We start from the raw sequence: 3067 nt of genomic DNA, 5'->3' as shown, positions 1-3067 counted from the left end.
GTCCGCGACCGCGTCGAGCACCCGCGCCAGGGCGGCGTGCGTGGCCGGCATCCGGTAGGAGGCATACGCCGCGACGTGCGCCCGGGAGGCGAGGATCGGGGCCGATGCCGGGGCGACGGACCGGTAGCGCGTGACGAGGGCCTCGCTCGCCCGCGCCAGCTCCCCGGCGTCGGCGCCGCTCGCTGCGCGTCCCAAGGCGCTGCGCAGCGCGGCGGCATACTCCGGCGTTCGCGACACGCGAGGAGAATAGCGGGCAGAGCGGTCTTGCCGACCGACACGCGCGGCACGGTCCCGCACCCCACCCGTACCGTGCGACACACTGAACACACCCCTGTGCCGTGGGGCTGTCAGGGCAGCGCCAGCACCTTCCTCCAAGGAGCACACCACCATGGGCCCCAAGGCCAAGAAGATCATCCTGATCATCGTGCTGGCGTTCTTCATCTACGCCGTCTTCACCTCCCCGGTCAAGGCTGCCGACCTCGTCAGCAACGTCTGGGGCATCATCGTCGACGGCTTCAACGCGATCCTCGCCTTCTTCAGCTCCCTGCTCAACCGCTGATGCGAGCACACTGAGCTCATGGCGCTGCTTCGGAGCATGGAGGTCCCGGCGGGACTGGCTCCGATCCTGCTCCCGGGCGAGCGGCTCGTCACCGCCGTCCGCGCGCACTGGGCCAAGCTCGCCGAGCCCGTCGCGACGGCCACCCTCGCCCTGTCCGCCGCAGTGTGGGTGGACTCCAACGTCACGAAGTCGACCCAGGCGGCCGGGACGCTGTTCTGGTGGATCTTCTTCGCCCTGCTCGTGCGCCTGCTCTGGCGCCTGCTCGACTGGAGCCACAACTGGTTCGTGGCCACCGACAAACGCCTGCTCCTGCGCTACGGCCTGATCTCGCACAAGGTCGCGATGATGCCCCTGCTCAAGGTCACCGACATGAGCTATGTCCGGTCCATCCCCGGGCAGTTCCTCGGCTACGGAAAGTTCGTCCTCGAGAGCGCCGGCCAGGACCAGGCCCTCCGCGAGGTCAAGTGGGTGCCCAACCCCGACCAGACCTACCGCGACATCTGCGCCGAGATCTTCCACATCGTGCCGCCCCGGCGGGACGACGATCTCGGGGAGATCGCCGGCGAGCTTCCCGAGGACCGACGGCGTCCCGGCGGGGGCACGGCATACCCCGACGTGCACAGCACCCGCGACCCCGTCCAGGACCGCCTGGACTCGTACTCCCGGGGTGTGCCGATCCAGCGTCCGGCCGACCGGCCCGAGACCGTCTACGAGAGCGACGACCTCAGGCGTCGCCGGCGCGGTCCTGACACCGGCCCGATCTGGCCAGACTCCGACGACTGACGCGGGTGCTGCCCGGCCACGGCCGGACGGGGACTCGCCGCGGGTCCCGCACCCCGCTAGTTTGTGAGCATCCGCACGTCCCCGACCCGCTCGGAGGTCAGCATGAGCGTGTTTCGTACCAAGTCGGTCGAGGCCTCGATGGCCTCCTCCGAAGAGGCCGACCACAAACTGAAGAGGACCCTCAGCGCCCTCGATCTCACGGTCTTCGGCATCGGTGTCATCATCGGCGCCGGCATCTTCACGCTGACCGGGAGGGCGGCGAAGGACTACGCCGGCCCGTCGATCGCGCTGTCGTTCGTCATCGGCGCCATCGTCTGCGGCCTCGCCGCACTCTGCTACGCCGAGTTCGCCTCCACCGTCCCGGTCTCGGGCTCGGCCTACACCTTCTCCTACGCGACGCTCGGCGAGCTCATCGCGTGGATCATCGGCTGGGACCTGCTCCTCGAGCTCATGCTCGGCGCGAGCGTGGTCGCCCAGGGGTGGTCGCAGTACTTCGTGACCTTCCTCGGGCAACTCGGGGTGACCTGGCCCGGATCGGTCGGGCCGGGGTCGCACTTCGACCTGCCGGCCTTCCTGCTCATCGCCGGCCTGACGCTGCTCATCGCGTGGGGCATCAAGGAGTCGCTGCGCGTCAACCTCGTGCTCGTCGGCGTCAAGCTCTTCATCGTGCTCTTCGTCATCTTCGCGGGCATCCAGTTCATCAACCGCGACAACTGGAGCCCGTTCATCCCGCCGTCACAGCCGGGCAAGGCCGCGGAGGGCCTGACGACCCCGGTGCTCCAGATCATCACCGGGATGACCCCCGCCACGTTCGGCGTCATGGGCATCATGGCCGGCGCCGCGATCGTCTTCTTCGCCTACATCGGCTTCGACGTCGTCGCCACGACGGCCGAGGAGGCCAAGAACCCGCAGCGCGACCTGCCCCGCGGGATCCTCGGCTCCCTCGCCATCTGCACCCTGCTCTACGTCGCCGTCACGCTCGTCATCACAGGCATGCAGAACTACCAGGACATCGACCCCAAGGCGGCGCTCGCCACGGCGTTCAAGGCCGTGGGCAAGGAGGGCTACGCCACGCTCATCTCCGCCGGCGCCGTCGCCGGCCTCACCACGGTGGTCATGACCCTCATCATCGGCGCCACCCGCGTGACCTTCGCGATGAGCCGCGACCGCCTCATTCCGGCGGGCCTGGGCCGGACCAACCCGCGCACGAGCACCCCGGTCAAGCTCACGCTCATCATCGGCACGGTCGTGGCCCTGATCGCCTCCCTGACGCCCATCGGCAAGCTCGAGGAGATGGTCAACATCGGCACGCTGACCGCCTTCATGCTGGTCTCGCTCGCCGTCCCGATCCTGCGCAAGCGTCGCCCGGACCTCAAGCGGTCGTTCAAGGTGCCGGGCAACCCGGTCGTGCCGTGGCTGTCCGCCGCCGCGTGCTTCTACCTCGTGCTCAACCTGTCGGTCGAGACGTGGATCCGCTTCGTCGTGTGGATGGTGCTCGGCTTCCTCATCTACTTCCTCTACTCGCGCCAGCACAGCAAGCTCGCGACGGGCGAGGAGGAAGCCGGCATCTCCGGCACCCCGGAGGTCCTCAGTGAACGCTGAGGTGTGCGCTCGCGTCGCACCCTCGACAGCCCGCCCGTGTCAGCACGAGCGGGCTGTCGCACACCCCCGTCGGGAACTGCGCACTCGACCTGCCCCTCCACTCGAGTGCCCASTTCCCGACGC

General features: G+C 68.9%; 3 protein-coding genes and 1 pseudogene. 3 read left to right on the top strand and 1 reads right to left on the bottom strand.

Translation table 11 applies throughout. The features are described 5' to 3' along the window. Positions 1-237 (bottom strand): annotated as a pseudogene (locus AC1DP0_RS20260) (hypothetical protein); the annotation flags it as partial. A gap of 151 nt (positions 238-388) precedes the next feature. Here AC1DP0_RS20260 and AC1DP0_RS20255 point away from each other — a divergent pair. The 3 genes from AC1DP0_RS20255 to AC1DP0_RS20245 all read left to right on the top strand — a co-directional run bounded on the left by AC1DP0_RS20255 (position 389) and on the right by AC1DP0_RS20245 (position 2944). Continuing rightward, positions 389-559, top strand: coding sequence for a hypothetical protein (locus AC1DP0_RS20255; RefSeq protein ID WP_478088079.1), 171 nt, complete (start codon positions 389-391; stop codon positions 557-559). Between the two features lie 18 nt (positions 560-577). Further along, positions 578-1342, top strand: coding sequence for a PH domain-containing protein (locus AC1DP0_RS20250; RefSeq protein ID WP_478088077.1), 765 nt, complete (start codon positions 578-580; stop codon positions 1340-1342). 102 nt (positions 1343-1444) lie between these two features. Next, complete coding sequence (locus AC1DP0_RS20245) at positions 1445-2944, top strand: APC family permease (protein WP_478088075.1); 1500 nt, start codon at positions 1445-1447, stop codon at positions 2942-2944. The last annotated feature ends 123 nt before the right edge of the window (positions 2945-3067 follow it).

Source organism: Terrabacter sp. P5_B1, from assembly GCF_056400505.1.
This window is presented reverse-complemented; position numbering and strand designations above follow the sequence as displayed.

Bases quoted from the DNA above. Each gene is read 5' to 3' on its own strand.
- AC1DP0_RS20250 (WP_478088077.1), top strand. From the start codon at position 578: ATGGCGCTGCTTCGGAGCATGGAGGTCCCGGCGGGACTGGCTCCGATC.
- AC1DP0_RS20255 (WP_478088079.1), top strand. From the start codon at position 389: ATGGGCCCCAAGGCCAAGAAGATCATCCTGATCATCGTGCTGGCGTTC.
- AC1DP0_RS20245 (WP_478088075.1), top strand. From the start codon at position 1,445: ATGAGCGTGTTTCGTACCAAGTCGGTCGAGGCCTCGATGGCCTCCTCC.